Source organism: Streptomyces sp. NPDC048257 (genome assembly GCF_043201855.1).
GTDB lineage: Bacteria > Actinomycetota > Actinomycetes > Streptomycetales > Streptomycetaceae > Streptomyces.
In genome coordinates, this window is the sequence record NZ_JBICZI010000036.1 from 24,111 (window position 1) to 44,288 (window position 20,178).

General features: G+C 72.8%; 20 protein-coding genes. 12 read left to right on the top strand and 8 right to left on the bottom strand.

Annotated features, from left to right (window positions below):
- The first annotated feature begins 93 nt into the window (after positions 1 to 93).
- The 5 genes from ACGFZK_RS35715 to ACGFZK_RS35735 all read left to right on the top strand — a co-directional run bounded on the left by ACGFZK_RS35715 (position 94) and on the right by ACGFZK_RS35735 (position 6,165).
- Positions 94 to 1,284, top strand: coding sequence for an amidohydrolase family protein (locus tag ACGFZK_RS35715; RefSeq protein ID WP_393852985.1), 1,191 nt, complete (start codon positions 94 to 96; stop codon positions 1,282 to 1,284).
- A complete protein-coding gene (locus tag ACGFZK_RS35720; RefSeq protein WP_393852986.1) occupies positions 1,284 to 2,441 on the top strand; it encodes an acyl-CoA dehydrogenase in 1,158 nt (385 codons plus the stop codon). Before ACGFZK_RS35715 ends, ACGFZK_RS35720 begins: the two co-directional genes overlap by 1 nt.
- A 5-nt stretch (positions 2,442 to 2,446) precedes the next feature.
- Positions 2,447 to 3,343 carry an acyl-CoA dehydrogenase family protein gene (locus ACGFZK_RS35725; protein ID WP_393852987.1) on the top strand — a complete coding sequence of 299 codons (897 nt, stop codon included), beginning with the start codon at positions 2,447 to 2,449 and terminating at the stop codon, positions 3,341 to 3,343.
- A gap of 400 nt (positions 3,344 to 3,743) precedes the next feature.
- Positions 3,744 to 4,220 carry an ATP-binding protein gene (locus tag ACGFZK_RS35730; RefSeq protein ID WP_393852988.1) on the top strand — a complete coding sequence of 159 codons (477 nt, stop codon included), beginning with the start codon at positions 3,744 to 3,746 and terminating at the stop codon, positions 4,218 to 4,220.
- Positions 4,221 to 4,494: 274 nt separating this feature from the next.
- Entirely contained in the window at positions 4,495 to 6,165 is a 1,671-nt protein-coding gene (locus ACGFZK_RS35735) for an alpha/beta hydrolase (RefSeq protein ID WP_393852989.1), read from the top strand.
- Positions 6,166 to 6,171: 6 nt separating this feature from the next.
- On the opposite strand, the gene ACGFZK_RS35740 is transcribed toward ACGFZK_RS35735, so the two are convergent.
- The 3 genes from ACGFZK_RS35740 to ACGFZK_RS35750 all read right to left on the bottom strand — a co-directional run bounded on the left by ACGFZK_RS35740 (position 6,172) and on the right by ACGFZK_RS35750 (position 8,656).
- A complete protein-coding gene (locus tag ACGFZK_RS35740; protein WP_393852990.1) occupies positions 6,172 to 6,789 on the bottom strand; it encodes a TOPRIM nucleotidyl transferase/hydrolase domain-containing protein in 618 nt (205 codons plus the stop codon).
- A 111-nt stretch (positions 6,790 to 6,900) separates the two neighbouring features.
- Positions 6,901 to 7,590, bottom strand: a complete 690-nt coding sequence (locus ACGFZK_RS35745; protein ID WP_393852991.1) for a hypothetical protein — start codon at positions 7,588 to 7,590, stop codon at positions 6,901 to 6,903.
- A gap of 139 nt (positions 7,591 to 7,729) precedes the next feature.
- The gene (locus tag ACGFZK_RS35750; RefSeq protein WP_393852992.1) at positions 7,730 to 8,656 is read right to left on the bottom strand and encodes a cyclase family protein; all 927 of its coding nucleotides are present in this window, start codon (positions 8,654 to 8,656) and stop codon (positions 7,730 to 7,732) included.
- A gap of 120 nt (positions 8,657 to 8,776) precedes the next feature.
- Here ACGFZK_RS35750 and ACGFZK_RS35755 point away from each other — a divergent pair, with 120 nt between their 5' ends.
- The 3 genes from ACGFZK_RS35755 to ACGFZK_RS35765 are packed head-to-tail and all read left to right on the top strand — an operon-like array spanning position 8,777 to position 11,982.
- The gene (locus ACGFZK_RS35755; RefSeq protein ID WP_393852993.1) at positions 8,777 to 9,688 is read left to right on the top strand and encodes an SDR family oxidoreductase; all 912 of its coding nucleotides are present in this window, start codon (positions 8,777 to 8,779) and stop codon (positions 9,686 to 9,688) included.
- A gap of 27 nt (positions 9,689 to 9,715) precedes the next feature.
- Positions 9,716 to 10,918: an acyl-CoA dehydrogenase family protein gene (locus ACGFZK_RS35760; RefSeq protein ID WP_393852994.1), complete on the top strand. Its 1,203-nt coding sequence runs from the start codon at positions 9,716 to 9,718 to the stop codon at positions 10,916 to 10,918.
- Complete coding sequence (locus ACGFZK_RS35765; RefSeq protein WP_393852995.1) at positions 10,915 to 11,982, top strand: Zn-dependent alcohol dehydrogenase; 1,068 nt, start codon at positions 10,915 to 10,917, stop codon at positions 11,980 to 11,982. The genes ACGFZK_RS35760 and ACGFZK_RS35765 overlap by 4 nt, the downstream gene beginning before the upstream one ends.
- A gap of 137 nt (positions 11,983 to 12,119) precedes the next feature.
- Here the strand turns inward: ACGFZK_RS35765 and ACGFZK_RS35770 are convergent, their stop codons facing one another.
- Entirely contained in the window at positions 12,120 to 12,737 is a 618-nt protein-coding gene (locus tag ACGFZK_RS35770; RefSeq protein ID WP_393853019.1) for a flavin reductase family protein, read from the bottom strand.
- A gap of 79 nt (positions 12,738 to 12,816) precedes the next feature.
- On the opposite strand from ACGFZK_RS35770, the gene ACGFZK_RS35775 reads away from it, so the two are divergent.
- The gene (locus tag ACGFZK_RS35775) at positions 12,817 to 13,071 is read left to right on the top strand and encodes a hypothetical protein (RefSeq protein WP_393852996.1); all 255 of its coding nucleotides are present in this window, start codon (positions 12,817 to 12,819) and stop codon (positions 13,069 to 13,071) included.
- A 169-nt stretch (positions 13,072 to 13,240) separates the two neighbouring features.
- Entirely contained in the window at positions 13,241 to 14,020 is a 780-nt protein-coding gene (locus tag ACGFZK_RS35780; RefSeq protein WP_393852997.1) for a VOC family protein, read from the top strand.
- Between the two features lie 8 nt (positions 14,021 to 14,028).
- On the opposite strand, the gene ACGFZK_RS35785 is transcribed toward ACGFZK_RS35780, so the two are convergent.
- The 4 genes from ACGFZK_RS35785 to ACGFZK_RS35800 form a co-directional block, all read right to left on the bottom strand.
- Positions 14,029 to 14,829, bottom strand: coding sequence for an enoyl-CoA hydratase/isomerase family protein (locus tag ACGFZK_RS35785; RefSeq protein WP_393852998.1), 801 nt, complete (start codon positions 14,827 to 14,829; stop codon positions 14,029 to 14,031).
- A gap of 111 nt (positions 14,830 to 14,940) precedes the next feature.
- The gene (locus ACGFZK_RS35790; RefSeq protein ID WP_393852999.1) at positions 14,941 to 17,175 is read right to left on the bottom strand and encodes an acetate--CoA ligase family protein; all 2,235 of its coding nucleotides are present in this window, start codon (positions 17,173 to 17,175) and stop codon (positions 14,941 to 14,943) included.
- 250 nt (positions 17,176 to 17,425) lie between these two features.
- Positions 17,426 to 17,872, bottom strand: coding sequence for a hypothetical protein (locus tag ACGFZK_RS35795; protein ID WP_393853000.1), 447 nt, complete (start codon positions 17,870 to 17,872; stop codon positions 17,426 to 17,428).
- The gene (locus tag ACGFZK_RS35800) at positions 17,869 to 19,098 is read right to left on the bottom strand and encodes a flavin-containing monooxygenase (RefSeq protein ID WP_393853001.1); all 1,230 of its coding nucleotides are present in this window, start codon (positions 19,096 to 19,098) and stop codon (positions 17,869 to 17,871) included. The genes ACGFZK_RS35795 and ACGFZK_RS35800 overlap by 4 nt, the downstream gene beginning before the upstream one ends.
- Positions 19,099 to 19,302: 204 nt before the next feature.
- On the opposite strand from ACGFZK_RS35800, the gene ACGFZK_RS35805 reads away from it, so the two are divergent.
- A complete protein-coding gene (locus ACGFZK_RS35805; protein ID WP_393853002.1) occupies positions 19,303 to 19,755 on the top strand; it encodes a DoxX family protein in 453 nt (150 codons plus the stop codon).
- Positions 19,743 to 20,174: a Zn-ribbon domain-containing OB-fold protein gene (locus ACGFZK_RS35810; RefSeq protein WP_393853003.1), complete on the top strand. Its 432-nt coding sequence runs from the start codon at positions 19,743 to 19,745 to the stop codon at positions 20,172 to 20,174. Before ACGFZK_RS35805 ends, ACGFZK_RS35810 begins: the two co-directional genes overlap by 13 nt.
- Positions 20,175 to 20,178: the final 4 nt, after the last annotated feature.

The window sequence follows — 20,178 nt, forward strand, 5'->3', positions numbered from 1 at the left end:
AGCGCAGAGCGTAGAGCGCTGACGCTTGTCGGTCCAGGGGTGGCGGGGCTAGCTTGTTTCTGACGATCCATCAGATCGCGGATTGGGGAGACCATGGAACTGCCTCGGATCATCAGCGTCGACGACCACGTGATCGAGCCCGCGCACCTGTTCGATGTCTGGCTGCCCGCCAAGTACCGCGACCGCGGACCCAAGGCACTCACCGCCGGCATCGGCGAACTCGCCTACACCGGCGGCAAGTACGTCATCACCATGGACCCCGACGGCCCGCCGGCGGACTGGTGGATCTACGAGGACCTGAAGTTCCCGTACAAGCGCAACATCGCCGCGGTCGGCTTCGACCGCGACGACATGACCCTGGAGGGCATCACCCGCGCGGAGATGCGCCGCGGCTGCTGGGATCCCAAGGCGCGCCTCGCGGACATGGACCTCAACCACGTCGAGGCGTCGCTGTGCTTCCCGACGTTTCCGCGCTTCTGCGGGCAGACCTTCGCCGAAGCCCACGACAAGGAGGTCGCCCTCGCCTGCGTGCGCGCCTACAACGACTGGATGGTCGAGGAGTGGTGCGGCGACAGCGGCGGCCGGCTGATCCCGCTGTGCATCATCCCGCTGTGGGACATCGACCTCGCCGTCGCCGAGATCCGGCGCAACGCCGCCCGGGGCGTGAAGGCCGTGACCTTCTCCGAGATCCCCACCTACCTGGGGCTGCCGTCCATCCACACCGGCTACTGGGACCCCTTCTTCGCCGTCTGCCAGGAGACCGGCACGGTGGTCAACATGCACATCGGGTCCAGCTCCCAGATGCCCGCCGCCTCCCCCGACGCACCGCCCGCCGTCCAGGCCTCGCTCAGCTTCAACAACGCGATGGCCTCGATGATGGACTTCCTCTTCAGCGGCGTCCTGGTGAAGTTCCCGGCGCTCAAGCTCGCCTACAGCGAGGGCCAGATGGGCTGGATCCCGTACGCCCTGGAGCGCGCCGACGACGTCTGGCAGGAGCACCGCGCCTGGGGCGGGGTCCGCGACCTGATCCCCGAGCCGCCGTCCACGTACTACTACCGGCAGATGTTCTGCTGCTTCTTCCGCGACAAGCACGGAATCGCCTCGCTCGACGTCGTCGGACGCGACAACGCGACCTTCGAGACCGACTACCCGCACGTGGACTCGACCTTCCCGCACACCAAGGAGGTCGCCCTCGACCACGTGAAGGGGCTGGACGAAGAGACGGTCTACAAGCTGATGCGCGGCAACGCCATCCGCATGCTCGGCCTCGACCTGGACCGCTGATGGACCTGACCCATACCGAGGAAGAGCAGGACTTCCGGGCCGGGCTGCGCGCCTGGCTCGCCAAAGTGCTCCCCGAGCTGCCCGCCAAGCCGTCCCCCGGCGACTGGCCGGGCCGGCGCGCGTACGACCTCGGCTGGCAGCGCAGGCTGTACGAGGCCGGGTACGCGGGCCTGCACTGGCCCGTGGACGCGGGCGGCCGCGGGGCCACCCCGACCCAGCACCTGATCTTCCTGGAGGAGACCGAGCGCGCCGGAGCCCCGTACGTCGGCGCGAACTTCGTCGGGCTGCTGCACGCCGGCCCGACCATCGCCGCCGAGGGCACCGCGGCGCAGCGGGCGCGCTGGCTGCCGCCCGTGCTGCGCGGCGACGAGGTGTGGTGCCAGGGGTTCAGCGAGCCGGACGCGGGTTCCGACCTGGCCTCCCTGCGGACGCGGGCGGTGCGCGACGGCGACGACTACGTGATCACCGGGTCGAAGATCTGGACCTCGCACGCGGAGGTCGCCGACTGGTGCGAGCTGCTGGTGCGGACCGATCCCGAGGCGCCCAAGCACCGGGGGATCTCCTGGCTGGCCATGCCGATGGACGCGCCGGGGGTGACCGTACGGCCGCTGCGCACGCTCGCCGGGTCGACGGAGTTCGCGGAGGTGTTCCTCGACGAGGTGCGCGTCCCGGTGGCCAACCGGGTCGGCGCGGAGCACGACGGCTGGCGGGTCACGATGGTCACGCTGTCCTTCGAGCGGGGTACCGCCTTCGTCGGCGAGGTCGTCGCCTGTCGCCGGACCCTGGGGGAACTGGCCCGGACGGCGAAGGCCAACGGCCGGTGGGACGATCCGGTGCTGCGGCGCAGGCTGGGGCGGCTGTACGGGGAGTTCGGCGCACTGTGGCGGCTCACCCAGTGGAACGTCAGCGAGGCCGAGCGGTCGGCGGGCGGTGTCCCCGGTATCGGCGGTTCCGTCTTCAAGCTCGCCTACTCGCACGCGCGCCAGGAGCTGTACGACACGGCGGCGGAGGTCCTCGGAGCCGCGTCGCTCTCCCTGGAGGAGGAGTGGACCCTGGACCGGCTCTCCTCCCTCTCGTACACGATCGCGGCGGGCACCTCGCAGATCCAGCAGAACATCGTCGCCGAGCGGATCCTCGGCCTCCCGAAGGGCCGGTGAGGGGCATGGACTTCCAGCCGACCGAGGACCAGCGGGACCTGCGGGCGGGCGTACGGGACCTGCTGGCGGGGCGGTACGGGCGCGAGGCGCTGCGGGCGTCGGTCGACGCGGGGGCCGGCGTCGACCGCGCGCTGTGGCGGGAGCTGGGCGAGGCGGGCTTCTTCGCGCTGCGCCTGCCGGAGTCCGAGGGCGGGGTGGGCCTGGGGCTGCCGGAGGCGGTACTGGTCTTCGAGGAGGCCGGCCGGGCGCTGGTGCCGGGGCCGCTGGTGGCGACGCACCTGGCGGCCGGAGTGGTCCCGGGGGCGGCGGCGGGGGCGGCGGTGGTGAGCGCCTTCGACCTGGGCGGGCCGCTGGTGACCCACCTCGGGGAGGCGGACGCGGTGCTGGGGGCGGCGGTGGTGCCGGCCGGCGAGCCGGTGGCCTCGGTGGACCCGCTGACGCCGCTGCACCGGGTGGCGGCGGTGGGTGACGTCTCGGCGTACCGCGAGGCGGGGGCGCTGCTGACGGCCGCGCTGCAGCTCGGGAGCGCGCTGCGGACGGTGGAGCTGGCGGTGCGGTACGCGGGGGACCGCGAGCAGTTCGGGCAGCCGATCGGGGCGTTCCAGGCGGTCAAGCACCTCGCCGCGCAGATGCTGGTGCGGGCGGAGGTGGCCCGTACGGCGGTCTACGCGGCGGCGGTGACGGGGGACCCGGGCGAGGTGGCCGCGGCGAAGCTCCTCGCGGACGGGGCGGCCGTACGGAACGCCCGGGACTGCCTGCAGGTGCACGGCGGGATGGGCTTCACCTGGGAGGCGGACGTGCACCTGCACCTGAAGCGGGCCTGGGTGCGGGCCGAGCAGTGGCGGACGGCGGCGCAGGCGGAGGAACTGCTGGCGCGGGAGCTGCTGGACGCGGCGGGGTAGCCCGACCGGGCGGGGCGGGGCGGGCGGGCCGGGCTGGCGGGTCGGCCGGGCCCGGGCCGGAGGCCTTCGGGCGACGTTGCTCACCGTGACGCGAAGGCACGGGAAGGACGGCATGGGACGCATGTCCGATTACAGAGAGTTGATATCGGTTTGTGTCCTTCGCCCGCCTCATTGCGGCCCGGAAGCGGGGGCCTGCTCCGGTACGCTCCCACGAATGCGAGCGGTTGAGCGGCGCGAGCGTCGCACAGTATGCACCACGCCCACTCCTTCGCGCGGGAATATGCCCGAAGCGCTTGTTGTGGTGACTGTATGTCAACCATGCTGCTCCGCAAGGGGATCACACTGGGTGATCCCGTCCTGTCGCGAGGCGAAGTGTCCGCCGGTTCGGATGGTGTGAGCGGTGCAGGTGCTTCAGGTTCAGCTGGAGGTCGGAGCGGATCCCGCCGAGGTCGGCCGGGCCCGCCGGTGGGCCCGGTCCCGGTTGGCGGGGTCGGGCATAGGGGACGACGAGCCGCTCGCCGAGACGCTGATCCTGCTGATCTCCGAGCTGGTCACGAACGCGGTCGTGCACACGGGCTGTCCGGCCGTGCTGCGGATGCTGTTCGGGGGGCCGGGGGTGCGGGTCGAGGTGGCCGACGCGAGCGACCGGGCACCGGCCCGCCGGCAGGCCTGCGGCGAGGACACGGGCGGGCGCGGCCTGGAGCTGGTCGACGGGCTGGCGGACCGCTGGGGCTGGCAGCGCGAGGGCGCGGGCAAACGGATCTGGTGCGAGATCGACCGCGCGCAGAAATCGGCCTCGGACCGTGTGTCCGAGCGGCCCTCGGACGGCCCGTCGGAATGTCACACCCCCAAGCGGGAACCGCGCGTGTACCTCTAACGAGGTGTTGACGGTTCGTCACATCTTGATCACCCTGGTGTGGAGCGATTCGACGCGAGGGGACGCCAAGGACAGGCCTTGACGAGTGCGGGTCGTGGGGTGGCGGCTGCCGTGCCGCGCTCGGGGCGTGCATGAGCGTCGCCGCCACCCGCAGAACCTGCCGGGCCTCCTCCCGCGGGAGGAGGCCGGACCGGGCCGCCGGTCCCGGGCGGACGCGAGGCCCTCGTGCCCGTGGGCGATGTGCCGTACCGGGGCGGATTTCTAGCCTCGGGGCATGCGATCACACGAAGCGGCCGATGCGCCGCACGCCGCCGACCGTACCCCCGGAACCGGAACCGGACAGGGAAGCGGACATGGAAGCGGAAGCGGTCCCGTCGCGCGCCGGGCCCTGGCCGTGGGCCTCGCCCTCGCGGCCTGTCTCACCGCCACCGCCACCCCCGCCCTGGCCGCCGGAGCCGCCTCCCGGGCCGAGGACTCCGCCGGGGACCGCGTGGGGGCCGGGCTGGAGCGGTACTACCAGCAGCGCCCCGCCTGGGGCAGTTGCTCAAAGGGCCCCGACGACGCGAGCGGCCGTGAGCTGGACCGGGCCGGCGTGCAGTGCGCGGACGTGACCGTCCCGCTGGACTATTCCGCCCCCCGCGGCCGCACCATCACCGTGGCGGTCTCCCGGCTGAAGGCCACCGACACCCGCCACCGCATCGGCGCGATCCTGCTGAACGTCGGCGGCCCCGGCGGCCCCGCCGTGGACGCACCGCCGCAAGCCCGCGCGGCGATGAAGGAGGTCGGCGCGCGCTACGACATCGTCGGCTTCGACCCGCGCTTCGTCGGCCGCAGCACCCCGCTGGACTGCGGCTGGCCCCTCGGCATGACCTGGTTGTCGGCCGGCGCCGACCGGGCGGGCTTCGACCGCCAGGCAGCCCTGCAGAAGGGCCTGGCCGACAAGTGCCGGGCCACCGACGCCTCCGTGCTGCCGCACATCAGCACCCGCAACACCGCCCGCGACATGGACGTCATCCGCGGCGCGCTCGGCGAGCGGAGGATCTCCTACCTGGGCTACTCGTACGGCACCTACCTGGGCACCGTCTACACCCAGATGTTCCCCGGCCGCTACGACCGGATGGTGCTGGACGGCGCGATCGATCCGGGCGACTACCGCGCGCGGCTGCTGGAGGGCACCGAGCGCGAGAACGAGCAGGCGCTCTCCGCCTGGGCCGCGTGGGCGGCCCTGCGCCACGACACCTACCGCCTCGGCCGCACCCGTGCCGAGGTGCTCGCCACCGTCGACGGCGTCGTCGCGGCGTCCGCGCGCGGCCCGCTGACCATCGGCTCCGGGGCCGATGCCTTCCGGATCGACGACAGTCAGGTGCCGCTCCTCCTCTTCTCGGGGATCGCGGACGACACCGAGCCCGCGCGGGCGTCCTTCGCCGCCCTGCTCTCCGTACTGACCGAGGCCGCCGAGGGCAGGCCGACCACGCTGCCGGCGGGGCTCGCCCCGGGGCTGCGGTACGCGTTGCGCGGTGAGGGCGAGCCCACGGGCGTGCAGTCCGCGGTCATCTGCGGGGACGTGGCGGCCCCGCGCGATCCCGAGCGGTACTGGCGGGACATCGAGCGCAGCCGCGCCGCGCATCCGCTGTTCGGCCCGCTGACCCACAACATCAACCCGTGCGCGTTCTGGGACCGGCCGCGCGAGGAGCCCACGCGGGTGCGGAGCGATGCGGCCGCGCTGATCGTGGCGGCCACCGGTGATCCGCGCACCACGTACAAGGGCAGCGTCGAGCTGCGCAGGCAGCTGCCGAGCTCCCGGATGATCACTCTCGACGGGGCCCACCGGCATGCCGTCTACGGGCTCTACGGCAACGCCTGCGTGGACGACCAGGTCAACCGGTACCTGGCCACCGGCACCCTGCCGGCGAAGGACCGGACCTGCGTGAAGCGCACCCCGTAGGGCCGCTCAGAGGTGGGTCAGGAGGTCGTCGAGCGGAGCCGGTACCCGCTCGGGGTCGAGGGCCTCGGCGAGGAGGTGGCCGTAGCGGATCTTGCGGCCCTTCTTCGTGCCGAGGAAGCGCCGCAACTGCTGCTGGGGGGCCCGGCCGTGCTGTGCGGGCTGGCGTACGAAGGTCTGCCAGGAGCGGAGGTCGCCCTCGGCCAGGAGGATCTCCTCGATCCTCGGTATGCCCAGTGCGCGGATGAGCTCGTCCTCGAGGTCCGCCACGCACACGAAGAAGCCCTGGCGCGGCGCCCCGGCCCGCTCCAGCGCACGGTCGTAGAAGGGCTGTTCGTTGACGTCGCACAGTCCGGCCAGGCGCAGTCCGAGGCCGGGCGGTCCGAGGAGGCCGGTGTAGCGGGCCACGCTCATCGCGCCGCCCATCGATACGACGCACACGCCCTCGGCGGCGAGGTCGCGGCCGCGCCGTGCGGCCAGTGCCTCGACGGCCGCGAGGTCGCTCGGTCCTTCCAGCAGCACGGCCGTCCGTACTCCCAGTTGCCCGGCCAGCTCGCTCGCCACCTCGCCGGGGCCGCCGCCCGCCCAGTCGTCGACCGCATCCCGCAACGCCTGCATGTCCGCCATGGGGTGAGTCTGCGCCTCCGCGGGTGCCGGGGCACGCACTTTTCGGCGGCCACGGCCGCCCGCCGTCCCGGGCGTCGTGCCGGGACAGCGGGTGGCCGACTTCCAGGCCGTCTAGCCGTCGGTGCAGATCACGTCGTAGGGGCGGCCGATGGCCAGGGTCAGCTCGATGGGGTCCGTGGTGCCGGAGGGGCACTCGGACTTCGTCTTGACCAGGCCGAGGACCTTCTGGGCGCCGGAGCCGCCGCAGGCGACCTCCTTGGCCTGAGAGGTCACGCAGTCGCCCTTCACCAGCTGGCCGCCGCCGGCGCCCGCGTCGCCGGGGTGGTCGCTCGACAGGTTGCGGCCGCAGACGGTGTTGGTGGGGATGCCGCTCGACTTGCCGCCGCCGTAGGAGATGCTCACGTCGATCATCAGGTCCGTGCCGGGCGGGCACTGGATCGCGCCCGGCAGGATGCTGGCCTCCTTGATGTCGATGGCCTTGAAGGTGGCCCCGGAGTCGGAGCAGCCCGTCCGCTTGTAGCCGTCGGGGGTCTTGGCCGGGTCGGGGCCGCCGCAGTCGCCGACCTTCCAGGCGCTGGAGGTGTCGGAGGAGGACTCGGGGGATCCGGGGTCCTTCGCCGTGGGCTTGGCGGAGGGGGACGCCGAGGGGGGCGCCGACGGCTTGCTGTCGTCCTTGTTGACCGACTGCAGGGCGAAGTAGCCGCCGACGATGATCACGGCGAGGACGATGACGGCGACGACGTTGCCGCCCGAGCGGCGCCTCGGGGGTGGCGGCGGCGTTACCTGGTACGGGTTGGCCATGCGGGCTTCTCCTGCGGGGAAGGTGGTGGGGACGGGGTGTGACGCGCGTACGGTGACGCGTCATGTCCACCTCATGGTTCCACTGCGCACGGTTCGCGCGTGGCCGGGGTCGTCCGGCCCGCCGCCCGCCGCGCCGGGTTCAGAGAACGGCCACCGGGGCCACCGGGGTGCCGGTGCCGCCGACGAACGGTTCCGGCATCGCGGAGAGGAGGAACGCGTACCGGTTTTCTTCTGCACAGGCTGTGGACAACTTTTCGAGGTTCCAGTTCTGGCCCTGATGCATACCCATTTCGACCAGATCGAGAGCATGGACGGGCAGCCACAGGTTCTCGATTTCCGGCGGGAAGATCTCGAAGGTCAGGGTGTCGTTCGCGACGGCCGCCACGTCCCGCGCGTGGAACCACTCGGGCGTGCGGACGGACAGCCCGGGCGAGGGGAAGCCGTAACCGTGCTTGTCGCCCGCCAGGTAGACCTGGATCTGGCCGGTGCGGACCAGGACGATGTCGCCGGGGCGCACGGTCACCCCGCCGAACTCCTCGGCCTCCGCCAGGTCCCCGGGGGTCACGGCGTGGCCGCCCGGCAGCCGGTCCAGCCCCTTCGCGCGCGCGACGTCGAGGAGCACCCCGCGCGAGACGATGTGACCGGCCTTGTCGATGCCGCTGAACTCGGCGCGGCCGTGCGCCGTGATGGTGCCGGCCGGGCGGCCGTTGTAGATCTTCCCCGAGTGGGAGACGTGGGTGAGGGCGTCCCAGTGGGTGCCCGCCTGGAGGCCCATGCTCACGGCGTCGTCGCTGCACGCCACCGTGCCGGGGCCGAAGAGCTCCTGGTTGATCTGCACCATCGTGTGCAGCGGGTTGATCCGGCCGGGGATCATGCCCACCTGGACCCCGTCCTCCTTGAGCGGGAGGGCGAGCGGGATCCGGCGGCCGGTGCGTATCTCCGCCGCGGCGCCCCGGACCACCTCGTCGGTGATCAGGTTCAGGGTGCCGATCTCGTCGTCGGCGCCCCATCGCCCCCAGTTGTTGACGCGCTTGGCGATGTCGTGGAACTCGGCGGGCAGGGTCATGGGCGTCGACAGCTCCTTGCGTGGATGCGGTGGTTACGACGGCAACGAGGTCTTGTGCAGGTGCATCTGACTACCCATAGAATCTAACGGTCCGTCAGAAATCGCGGGAAGGGGCCGGACGTGGGGAACTTCTTGGCAGGCAAGGTCGTCGCCGTCACCGGCGCCGGCCGGGGCATCGGGCGGGCCGTGGCACTCGCCGCGGCCGCCGAGGGCGCCAAGGTCGTCGTCAACGACTACGGGGTCGGGATCGAGGGCGCGGAGCCCACCAGCGAGATCGCCGACGGCGTGGTGAAGGAGATCCAGGCCGCCGGTGGCGAGGCAGTCGCCGTCGCCGACGACATCTCCACCATGGCGGGCGGCCAGCGCCTCGTCGACACCGCGCTCGCACAGTTCGGCCGCCTCGACGGTGTCGTCTGCGTGGCCGGCATCCTGCGCGAACGGATGCTCTTCAACATGGCCGAGGAGGAATGGGACCCGGTCATCGCCACCCACCTGAAGGGCACCTTCACCGTCTTCCGCGCGGCCTCCGCCGTCATGCGCAGGCAGGGCTCGGGCACCCTGATCGGCTTCACCAGCGGCAACCACCAGGGCTCCGTCGCCCAGGCCAACTACAGCGCCGCCAAGGGCGGGATCATCTCGCTCGTCCGCTCCGCCGCGCTGGGCCTGGCCAAGTACGGGGTGACGGCCAACGCCGTCGCACCCGTCGCCCGCACCCGCATGTCCGCGAACGTCCCCATGGAGCTCAAGGAGATCGGCGAGCCCGAGGACGTGGCGGCCCTCGTCACCTACCTGCTCAGCGACCGGGCCAGGGCCGAGGACATCACCGGGCAGGTCTACACGATCGCCGGCCCGAAGATCGCCGTATGGGCGCAGCCGCGCGAGCTGCGCGCCGGATACGCCGAAGGCTCCTGGACGCCGGAGAAGATCGCCGACTTCCTGCCCGGCACGGTGGGCACCGACCCGATGCCGATGCTCGCGCAGCTGGAGGCCATGGCGAAGGCGGCGGCCGCCAAGGACCGCCCCAACGCGTAGGCCCTGTCCGGACCAAGGGGGAGCGGCGTGGACTTCAGTTTCGGGGCCGAGGACGAGGAGCTGCGCGGGCACGCCCGGGCGTGGCTGACGGAGCACCTCGTGGGCCCGTACGCGCAGGTCATCGGCCTCGGCGGGCCGGGCAGCGAGCACGAGGGCGTCGAAGCCCGGCGGGCGTGGGAGCGCGAGCTGGGCCGGGGCGGCTGGATCGGGCAGGGCTGGGAGGCCGACGGGTGGGGGAACCGCAGGCTGTCCCTGACCGGCCAGGTGGTGTGGGCCGAGGAGTACGCGGCCCTGCGCGCGCCCGGCCGGGTCGGCCACATCGGCGAGAACCTCCTCGCCCCGACGCTCATCGCCTACGGGACGCCCGCGCAGCGGGACCGCTTCCTGCCCGGCATCGCGCGGGGCGAGGAGCTGTGGTGCCAGGGCTACAGCGAGCCGGGCGCCGGTTCCGACCTCGCGGGGATCCGTACGGCCGCGGTACGGGACACGGCCGACGGGCTGTACCGGGTGACCGGGCAGAAGATCTGGACCTCGCTCGCCCGCGACGCCGACTGGTGCTTCGTCCTGGCCCGCACCGAGCCCGGCTCGCGCCGCCACCGGGGGCTGTCGTTCCTGCTCGTCCGGATGGACCAGCCCGGCCGGGTGGAGGTCCGGCCGATCCGGCAGATGTCGGGGACGAGCGAGTTCAACGAGGTGTTCTTCGACGGGGCGGTCGCGGCGGAGGTCGTCGGCGCCGAGGGCGGCGGCTGGACCGTGGCCATGGGCCTGCTCGCCCTGGAGCGGGGGGTCTCGACCCTCGTCCAGCAGATCGGGTTCGCGGCGGAACTGGAGCGCGTACTGGCCGCGTACGCGGCGCGAGCCGCCTCGGGCGCCGGGGACCCCGTACTGGGGGACCGGCTGGTCCGGCAATGGGCCGAGCTGCGCACCATGCGGTGGAACGCGCTGCGCACCCTCGGCGCCGAGCCGGATGCGGGCGCGCCGAGCGTGGCCAAGCTGCTGTGGGGCGGGTGGCACCGGCGGCTCGGGGAGCTGGCGGTGGAGGTCCGCGGCGCGGCGGCCACCGCCGGTCCGGCGGGCTGGGCGCCCGGGCTCCCGTACGAACTCGGACTCGACGAGGAGCAGCGCCTGTTCCTGTTCACCCGTGCCGACACCATCTACGGCGGCTCGGACGAGATCCAGCGGAACATCATCGCCGAGCGTGTGCTCGGCCTGCCTAAGGAGCCCAGGTGAGAGGCGTCGTGTTCGACGGCAAGCAGGCCCAGGTGGTCGACGACCTGGAGATCCGGGATCCGGGGCCGGGGGAGGTGCTGGTCGCGATCGGGGCGGCCGGACTGTGCCACAGCGACCTGTCGGTGATCGACGGGACGATTCCGTTCCCGCCGCCGGTGGTGCTGGGGCACGAGGGCGCGGGCATCGTGGAGGCGGTGGGCCCGGGCGTGACGCACGTGACTCCGGGCGATCATGTGGCGCTGTCCACCCTCGCCAACTGCGGGGCGTGCGCGGACTGCGACCGGGGCCGGCCGACGATGTGCCGCAAGGCGATCGGGATGCCGGGGCAGCCGTTCTCGCGGGGCGGGAAGCCGCTGTTCCAGTTCGCCTCGAACTCGGCCTTCGCGGAGCGCACGATCGTCAAGGCCGTGCAGGCCGTGAGGATACCGGCCGACATTCCGCTGACGTCGGCGGCGCTGATCGGCTGCGGGGTCCTCACGGGGGTGGGGGCGGTCCTGAACCGGGCGCGCGTCGACCGCGGTGAGACGGTGGTCGTCATCGGCACCGGCGGCATCGGGCTCAACGTCCTGCAAGGGGCCCGGATCGCGGGTGCCACGACGATCGTCGCCGTGGACGCGAACCCGGCGAAGGAGGCGGTGGCCCGGCAGTTCGGCGCCACGCACTTCATCGACGCGTCCGCGGTGGCCGACTCCTCGGCGGCGGTGCGCGACATCCTGCCGACCGGCGCCGACCACGCCTTCGAGTGCGTGGGCAACGTCAAGCTGATCCGTCAGGCGATCGACCTCCTGGACCGGCACGGGCAGGCGGTCCTGCTGGGCGTGCCGGGCTTCCAGGAGGAGGCGTCGTTCCTGGTGTCGTCCATGTACCTGGACAAGACGATCATGGGTTGCCGGTACGGGTCCTCGCGCCCGCAGCGCGACATCGCCCTGTACGCGGAGCTCTACCGGCAGGGCCGGCTGCTGCTGGACGAGCTGGTGACAGAGGTCTATCCGGTCGAGGACTTCGCCAAGGCCGTGGACGACGCCCACCACGGGCGGGTGGCGCGCGGGGTCCTCACCTTCTGAGACCCCGACGGGCGGCTCCGGGGTCCGGCCCCGGGGCCGGACCCCGGAGCCGCCCCCTTCGTGAGACGCGGCGTCAGCCGGGCGCGGCGTCAGCCGGGCGGGATGTCAGCCGGGCGGGGCGTCAGCCGGGCGGGATGTCAGCCGGCCAGGCGCCCGAAACGGCCCTTGTGGAAGAGGAGCGGCTCGCCCTCGCCGGCCGCGCCCATGGCGACCACCCTGCCCACGACGATGAGGTGGTCCCCGCCGGTGTGGACGGCCTGGATCCGGCAGTCGATCCAGGCGGGCACGGCGTCGAGCTGCGGCGATCCCGTGACGGGGGCGGGGGCGTGGGTGACCCCGGCGAACTTGTCCGCGCCGCTGACGGCGAAGGACCGGCACAGCTCGCCCTGTTCGGCCCCGAGGATGTTGACGCAGAACACCCCGGCGCGGGCGATCCGCGGCCAGGTGGTCGACGTACGGGCCACCATGAACGTGACCAGGGGCGGGTCGAGGGACAGCGAGGCGAAGGACTGGCAGGCGAAGCCGGCCGGGCCCTCCTCGCCCTCGCCGGGCGGTGCGGTGATGACGGTGACCCCGCTGGCGAAGTTCCCGAGCACGGCCCGGAATTCGGCGGGGGACACCGGCGCGCGCTCGTTTTCGCCGACGGCGCGCAGGTCGGGACGCGGCAGGGCGTCGACGGGCTCGGGTTCCCGCTGCGCCGAGGCGGAGGTGGGGGAGCCGACTGACCTGAGGTATCGGACGACGGTGGCCGCCATCCCTGCATGTCCCATCACACCAGTGATTGAAGCTGACGGTTCGTCAGATAGGAAGGGGTGAGGTGGGAGGTCCTGTTGATTGAACGCGTTCAAGGTGGGCCGGCGCCGAGAGGACGGGTTCGACTACGTCGTGACGCGCTGCACCACCGCCGGCATCCGGCGGGAACGGCCGGCCGATCCCCGCTTCCGCCAGCGCGCCGGAGTGGACCTGATCGTCAAGGACTGCGCCGGCCGGGAGCGGACCCGGCAGGTCGCCGGAGCGTGGACCGGCCCGAACTCTTCCAGGTGGTCGGCGACCCGGACCTGGGCGACCTGCGGCTCCTGCGCCGCGTGACACTGGCTCCGTGATCCTGGCGACCGGTTCCGGACCCCGCCGGCTCGTGTGCCCGTACACCCACACGAGTGAAACCCCTCGCCTCCGTGGGCCCGTGCACCCGGGCGCGGGTGGAGGCTCGGCATCGTGGCAGCGACCTCGTACCGCCGCCGTACCCCGGGAGGACCCCATGCTCGGCACCGACTTCACCACCGGCTCACCCAACTGGCTCGACCTCGGCAGCCCCGATACCGACGCCGCCGCCGCGTTCTACGGCGCGGTCCTCGGCTGGGAGTTCGCCTCCGCCGGACCCGAGGCGGGCGGGTACGGCTTTTTCCGGGTCGATGGCAAGACCGTCGCCGCGCTCGGGCCGCTCACCGAGGAGGGGGCGACCTCCGCCTGGATGCAGCACTTCATGACCCCCGACATCCAGGCCACCACCGAGGCCGTCCGCGCCGGCGGCGGCCGGGTCCGGATGGAGCCCATGGACGTCATGGGCGAGGGCTGGCTGGCCCAGTTCACCGACCCGCAGGGCGCCCAGTTCGCCTGCTGGCAGCCCGGCAAGACGTCCGGCCTCCAGCTCACCACCGCCGAGAACTCGCTCGTGTGGACCGAGCTCCACACCTCGAACCCCGTCGCGGACATCGCCTTCTACACCGGGCTGTTCGGCTGGCGCAGCGCGGAGATGCCCGCCCCCGGCATGACGTACATGGTCCTCAGCACGGCCGAAGGTGACCAGGAGGACGCCTCCTTCGGCGGGGTCGCCCCGCACATGGGGGAGGGCGCGGAGTCGCGCTGGACACCGTACTTCCACGTGGCGGACGTCGACGCCACCGTCGCGGCGGCCAAGGCGAACGGCGGATCGGTGGTCATGCCGGCCGCCGACGTCCCGCAGGTCGGACGGATCGCGTGGCTGGCCGACCCGGCCGGAGCGGTGTTCGCGCTGCTCAAGCCCGACCCGCAGATGTAGCGGCCAGGTCAGCGGCCGAGGTACTTGGGCGTGCGGCGCTCCACGAAGCTCGCCACGCCCTCGTTCGCGTCGGCGGTGGTCATGTTGATCTCCTGAGCGGTGGCCTCGGCGGCGAGCGCGGCCGCCCGGTCGCCGTCCAAGGAGGCGTTGACCAGCTGCTTCGTCATGGCGAGGGCCCGGGTGGGCCCCTGGGCCAGCCGCTCGGCCCACGCGCGGGCGGTCTCCTCCAGCTCCTCGGCGGGCACCACCCGGTTGACCAGGCCCAGGCGCTCGGCCTCGGCGGCCGGGACCGCGTCGCCGAAGAACATCAGCTCCTTGGCCTTCTGCGGTCCCACGAGCCGGGGCAGCAGGTACGCGCCGCCGCCGTCGGGGACCAGGCCACGGCGCACGAACACCTCGATGAAACGGGCCGGTTCGGCGGCGATGACGAGGTCGCAGGCGAGGGCGAGGTGGGCGCCGATGCCGGCGGCGGTGCCGTTGACGGCGGCGAGGACGGGCTTCTCGCAGTCGAGCACGGCGGTGATCAGGCGCTGCGCGCCGAGCCGGATCATGCGGGCGACGTCGCCCGCGACGCGCTCACCGCCGGCCGCGCCGCTGCGCAGGTCGGCGCCCGCGCAGAAGCCCTTGCCGGTGGCGGTGACGACGACGGCCCGCACGGCGGGGTCGGCGGAGGCCTCGGCGAGCAGCGCGATGACGCGCTCGCGCTGGTCCCGGGTGACGGCGTTCATCGCCTCGGGGCGGTTGAGGGTGATCCAGGCGACGCCGTTCTCGATGCGGTGGAGGACTTCGTCCTCCGTGATGCCGGTCATGGATGAACTCCCGTTCGGGGTGGGTCCGGTGTGGGGTCCGGGCGCGGCGCCGTTGCGGGGGCGATGCCCCCGAACCCCCCGCGCCTCAAACGACGGCGGGGCTGAAGATCGTCAGCGGCAGATGGCGAGGGCGTCCAGGGCCACCGCCCCCTGGCCCCGCGGGAGGACCATCAGGGGGTTGATGTCCAGCTCGGACAACTCGTCGCCCAGTTCCAGGGCCATCCGCTGGATGCGCAGGACGACCTCCACCAGGGCGTCCACATCGGCCGGCGGAGCCCCCCGCACGCCATCGAGCAGCGCATGCCCGCGCAGCTCCCTCAGCATCGCCCGCGCCTGGTCCTCCCCGAACGGCGGCACGCGGACCGCCGCGTCGTGCAGGACCTCCACCAGGACCCCGCCCAGCCCGACGGTGACGGTCGGGCCGAAGAGGTCGTCCTGGGTGACGCCGACGACCATCTCCACCCCCCGCTCCACCATCTGGCAGACCAGGATCCCGTCGAGCGGCACGTTCTCGTAGCGCGCGATGTCGGTCAGTTCCCGGTACGCGTCGCGGATCTGGCTCGCGGAGGTGAGGCCGATCTTCACGAGGCCGAGCTCCGTCTTGTGGCCCAGCTGCGGGCCCGAGGCCTTCATCACCACCGGGTAGCCGACCAGCCCGGCCGCCCGGACCGCCGCCGCCGCGCTCGTCACCAGCTGCTCGCGGGGGACCCGTATCCCGTAGGCGCGCAGGAGCTGCTTCGCGGCGTGTTCGCTGAGCTGCTGGGACGGCCGCATGAGGGCCTGCGCCTTGCGGTACGAGGGGGAGGGCGTGCGCGGTGCGTCCTCGAAGGGGGAGCGGTATCCGGCGGTGAAGCGGTGGTGGCCGAGGTAGGCGCGTACGGCGGTGATGCAGTTGCCGAAGGTACGGAAGGTGGCCACGCGGGAGGAGCCGAGGAGCGTGGTGCGGTAGGCGTCCTCGGTGCCGACGGGGGAGCCCCAGATGACGCAGACCAGCTTGTCGCTCTGCTCGGCCGCGTCCACCAGGTCCTGGGCGAGCTTGTCGCTCATGGGCGGGAAGGGGCCGGTGATCGGGCAGATCAGGACGCCGACCTCGGGGTCGGCGAGGATCGCGTCGATGATCTTGCGGCCGCGCCAGTCGCCGACCGGGTGGCCGCCGTTGTCCACGGGGTTGGCGACGTTCAGGTAGCCGGGGATCCACTGGTGGAGCTCGTCCTGCTTGGCCTGCGAGAGGGTGGGCAGGGTCAGGCCCGCCTCCGTGGCCAGGTCGGAGAAGTGGGCCCCGGTGCCGCCGGAGATGGAGTACACGACGACCCCGTCCGCCTTCGGCTTCCGGGCCCGGGCGAGGAGCGCGGCGGTGTCCTGGAGCTCGTCGAGGCCGTCGACGCGGATGACGCCGAACTGCCGCATGGCGGCGTCCACGACGGTGTCGGCGCCGGTCAGCTTCCCGGTGTGGGAGGCGGCCATGCGCGCGCCGGTCTCGGTGCGGCCGACCTTGACGGCGACGACGGGGACGCCGTTGCGGGCGGCCCGGTCGGCGGCGAGGAGGAAGGAGCGGCCGTCCTTGAGCCCCTCCACGTAGCAGGCGATGGCCCCGACCTCGGGCTGCTCGGCGAAGTAGGAGATGAAGTCGGAGGTCTCCAGGTCGGCCTCGTTGCCGGTGGGCGCCCAGTGGGAGAGCCGGATGCCCAGCTCCTGGAGGGTGTAGACGGGCCGGCCCTGGTGGCCGGACTGGGTGATCAGGGCGATCGCCGGGCCGTCGAGGTCCTCGCGGAACTTCTCGAAGGCGTTGAGGTTGGTGTTGGGGCCCAGCAGGCGCAGGCCCGAGCGCCGGACGGCGGCGCCGAGCCGTTCCTGGGCGGCGGCGCCCGCGTCTCCGGTCTCGGCGAAGCCTGAGGCGAACGCGACGGCGAACTTGACCTTGGTCTCGGCCAGTTCCTCGATGACGGGGAGCGGGTCGGCGACCAGGAGGACGGCGAGGTCCACCTGTTCGGGCAGGTCGGCCACGGAGGCGTGGCAGGTCAGCCCGAAGACGGTGGTGCGAGTGGGGTGGACGGGGTGGATCCGGGCGCCGACGCGCTCCGCCCAGGCGATGAGCTGACGGGTGATGCCGGTGTTGGCTCTGCCCTCGGCGTCGGAGGCGCCGATGACGGCTACGGACTCGGGCCGGAAGAACCGGTCCAGGTCGGGCACGTCGGCGTGCAGCGGTCGTCCGCTGACGTCCACGGGGACCGCGTCGTCGGCGGAGGGGGCCGCCGACGAGTGGACGGCGGTCCTGGGTGACTCCCCGCAGGCCTCGACACGTGCGCGGAAGTCGGTGGTGAGGGTGCCGTGAGTAGATCCAAGCATCGTTGCCGCCCGCTCCTGCTCGATGAACCTCGATGGAACTCAATAACTGACGTGCAGTCAGATTACTGAACTGACGTGTCGTCAGGAACAGGGCTGCGCAGGAAAGCTGTGGAGGTGGTGTGGTGAACGGTGACAGATGCCGCCGGGACGGGTCCAGGGCGCGATTCGGCCGACGTCGGGTCGGCGACCGGGCGCCCGACCTCGGGTCGACGACCGGGCGCCCCCCGCGGCCCGGGCGGGCGCCTTCGCCTCACGCGTGCCAGAGGGCGAACAGGCCGGCGAAGAAGGCCAGGGCGAACATCGGGACCCACCACGGCGCGGATCCCGCCTCCCGCGTCGAGCGCGACACACGGGCCAGCAGCCGGGCGTTCAGCAGCCCGGCGGTCAGGCAGTAGAGCGCCCAGAGCGGCTCGAACAGCCAGGCGGGCGACTCGAAGTAGAAGTTGTAGCCGAGCAGCCAGAAGTCGAGCTGGGTGACGGCGAGCAGGAGGTGCACGACGAGGAACCAGGGCATCGTCAGGACCACCGCGATGCTGCGGATCAGCCAGCCGCCCTCACCGAGCCCCACGCCGCCGGTCATGGACCACACCGCGCACACCGCGAGCAGCGCCACGTACCCGCGGGACAGCGGCTCGCTCCAGGCGGTCAGGGCGGCAGCCCGGATCCGTGCCGCGGCGTTCGTGCCGAGGAGCTTCACGCGGCACCCGCCCGCGCCCGGCGGGCGACCGCCTTGGCGATCTTCTCCGCGTCCATGGCCATCTCCCGGAACATCCCGCTGATGGGGTTGGAGAAGCCGGTGAAGTACAGGCCGCGCGCCTGCTCCGGGGTGCGGGCCCCGTGCGTACGGGGGCGGCCGCGCTCGTCGAGCACCCCCAGGTGGCCGACCAGGCCCTCCAGGGCCCGGCGGTAGCCGGTCGCCGCGACCACCACCTCCGGGGTGATCCGCGAACCGTCCGCGAGCACCACCTCGGCGCCGTCGAAGGACTCGACGGCGGCCACCGGCTCCACCCTGCCGCTGCGGACCGCGTCGATCAGACCGACGTCCTGAACTGGTATCGACCCCTGCTTCACCCTGCTGTACAGGCCGGTGGCGGGGCGCGGGAGACCGTACGCCGACAGGTCCGGTACGGAGGCCCTGGCGACGAGCGCGCCCAGCCGGTCCACCAGCCGCGCGGGCAGCCTGCGGACGAGGATCCCGCTGCGCTGGGCCGGCCAGCCGGCGGTGGAGCGGCGCATGATGTGCGGCGCGGTGCGCACGGCGAGCCGTACCCGCGCCGCGCCGCCCTCGACGAGGTCGACGGCTATCTCGGCGCCGGTGTTGCCGACGCCGACGACGAGGACGTCCTGGCCCGCGTACGGCTGGGGGTTGCGGTAGTCGCATGCGTGCAGCAGCCGGCCGCTGTACGTGTCCCGGCCGGGCCAGTCGGGGAGCGCGGGCGTGTGGTTGTATCCGGTGGCGATGACGACGGCCGCGGCGGCCAGCTCCCGCCCGCCGGTGGCGTGCAGGATCCAGCCGTCCTCACCCTCGGGGGCGGGCCCGGTGGCTCCGGTGGTTCCGGTGGCTCCGGTGGCTCCGGCGGGCTCGATCCGGGTCACCTCCACGCCGGTGACCAGCTCCAGCTCGTGGAACTCGGCGTACTTCTCCAGGTAGCGCACGACGTCGTCGCGGGAGACCCAGCGCCCGAAGCGGCGCGGCATGGCCAGGCCCGGGAGCGCGGAGAGGCGGCGCGTGGTGTGCAGGCGCAGCCGGTCGTAGTGCCGCCGCCAGGACGTGCCGACCGCGTCGGACTTCTCGACGACCACCGCGCGGACCCCGCGGGCGCGCAGCGCGGCGGCCGCGGCGAGGCCGCCGGGACCGGCCCCGATGACGTACACGGGGCGGGGCTGGGTGGTCATGTCGGGTGCTGTCGGGTCTCCGGGCATGAGGTGTGATCGTATCGCCACGCTGGGTTGATGGGTCTCGGTCGGGCGGGGAATCGATTGCGGATCGATCACGGGCGCGCGCGGCGCCCGCGGGCGGTGGACCCGCGTCCGGCCGGGGCCTTGCGCGATCGCCCCGGATCCGCTCAACTGACGTACCGTCAGATAGAGCGTGCGCGTCGATCGCGAGAGGGGTGGGGGCTGCCGATGCAGACCATCTGGCTCAGTGGAGCCGAATGGCTCGCCGTGCTCCGGATAGGCCTCGGCCTGTGGTGGCTGGAGAGCTGGCGGCACAAGGACAAGAAGGGCTGGTTCGAGCGCGGCACCGGCATCGCCTGGGCCGCCGACGTCGCTGGCAAACACCGCTGGACCTTCGTCAAGGGCGGCTTCGAGCGCGTCGTCGCACCACGGCCGAAGGCGATGGCGTACATCGTCGTCTACGCGGAACTCGCCCTCGGGCTCGGCCTGGTGCTCGGCTTCCTGACCCCCGTCGCACTGGTCGGCGGACTCCTGCTGAACCTGCTCTACCTGGTGCTGATGATCCACGACTGGGCCGAGCAGGGGCAGAACGCGATGATGGCGCTCATCTCGCTCGTCGCCCTCCTCGCCATGTCCTGGCAGACCTGGTCCCTCGACGCGGCGATCGGATGGTTCCTGTGACCGGCACCGTGCGCTACGACCTCCCCGAGGCGGACGAGTTCACCCGGCCCTACTGGGACGCGGCGGCCGAGGGCCGGCTCCTGCTGCGGCGCTGCGCCGACTGCGGGCGGGCACACCACTATCCGCGCGAGTTCTGCCCGTTCTGCTGGGCGGGCGAGGAGCGGGTGACGTGGGAGACGGCGAGCGGCCGGGCGACCCTCTACACCTGGTCGGTGATCCACCGCAACGACCTCCCGCCCTTCGGTACGCGCGTCCCGTACACGGCGGCTGTCGTCGACCTGGCGGAGGGCCCGCGGATGATGACCGAGGTGGTGGCCTGTGAGGCGGCGGACCTGCACATCGGCATGCCGCTGACGGTCACCTTCCGCGAGGCGGCGGACGGCGTGTGGGTGGCGGTCTTCCGGCCGGCGCCGGACTGACCGG

Coding starts and splice junctions, on each gene's coding strand:
- ACGFZK_RS35715 (WP_393852985.1), top strand. CDS start 94: ATGGAACTGCCTCGGATCATCAGCGTCGACGACCACGTGATCGAGCCC.
- ACGFZK_RS35720 (WP_393852986.1), top strand. CDS start 1,284: ATGGACCTGACCCATACCGAGGAAGAGCAGGACTTCCGGGCCGGGCTG.
- ACGFZK_RS35725 (WP_393852987.1), top strand. CDS start 2,447: ATGGACTTCCAGCCGACCGAGGACCAGCGGGACCTGCGGGCGGGCGTA.
- ACGFZK_RS35735 (WP_393852989.1), top strand. CDS start 4,495: ATGCGATCACACGAAGCGGCCGATGCGCCGCACGCCGCCGACCGTACC.
- ACGFZK_RS35740 (WP_393852990.1), bottom strand. CDS start 6,789: ATGGCGGACATGCAGGCGTTGCGGGATGCGGTCGACGACTGGGCGGGC.
- ACGFZK_RS35745 (WP_393852991.1), bottom strand. CDS start 7,590: ATGGCCAACCCGTACCAGGTAACGCCGCCGCCACCCCCGAGGCGCCGC.
- ACGFZK_RS35750 (WP_393852992.1), bottom strand. CDS start 8,656: ATGACCCTGCCCGCCGAGTTCCACGACATCGCCAAGCGCGTCAACAAC.
- ACGFZK_RS35770 (WP_393853019.1), bottom strand. CDS start 12,737: ATGGCGGCCACCGTCGTCCGATACCTCAGGTCAGTCGGCTCCCCCACC.
- ACGFZK_RS35780 (WP_393852997.1), top strand. CDS start 13,241: ATGCTCGGCACCGACTTCACCACCGGCTCACCCAACTGGCTCGACCTC.
- ACGFZK_RS35785 (WP_393852998.1), bottom strand. CDS start 14,829: ATGACCGGCATCACGGAGGACGAAGTCCTCCACCGCATCGAGAACGGC.
- ACGFZK_RS35790 (WP_393852999.1), bottom strand. CDS start 17,175: ATGCTTGGATCTACTCACGGCACCCTCACCACCGACTTCCGCGCACGT.
- ACGFZK_RS35800 (WP_393853001.1), bottom strand. CDS start 19,098: ATGCCCGGAGACCCGACAGCACCCGACATGACCACCCAGCCCCGCCCC.
- ACGFZK_RS35805 (WP_393853002.1), top strand. CDS start 19,303: ATGCAGACCATCTGGCTCAGTGGAGCCGAATGGCTCGCCGTGCTCCGG.
- ACGFZK_RS35810 (WP_393853003.1), top strand. CDS start 19,743: ATGGTTCCTGTGACCGGCACCGTGCGCTACGACCTCCCCGAGGCGGAC.